The 242-nt window shown below is 74.0% G+C and carries 1 protein-coding gene; it reads left to right on the top strand.

Going from position 1 to position 242, the window contains the following annotated elements; translation table 11 throughout:
- Positions 1-242: c-type cytochrome (locus ACQG3P_RS22385; RefSeq protein WP_426806283.1), on the top strand; the 242-nt coding region annotated here is incomplete at both ends.

Here is a 242-nt window from a genome sequence, read left to right as displayed (position 1 = left end):
CCGCCTCGCAGGGGGCTTACGGCGGCACCCCCGACGGCCAGGTGATCCACGACAACCTGTGCACCGCCAGCCACACCACCGCCGTCGGCCAGGCACCGACCCGGGACCACGCCCATTGGGATGCACGCCTGGCCCAGGGCAAGGACACCCCCTACCCGCACGCCCTCGCGGGCTACACCGGCCCGGACGGCGGGATCATGCCGCCCCAGGGCGGCAACCCCGGCCTGAGCGAAGAGCAGATC

Origin of the sequence: Stenotrophomonas sp. SrG (assembly GCF_050031795.1) — a bacterium.
Classification (GTDB): Bacteria; Pseudomonadota; Gammaproteobacteria; order Xanthomonadales; family Xanthomonadaceae; genus Stenotrophomonas; species Stenotrophomonas rhizophila_A.
Note: the sequence above shows the minus strand (reverse complement) of the source record. Positions and strands in the feature narration are given on the sequence as shown.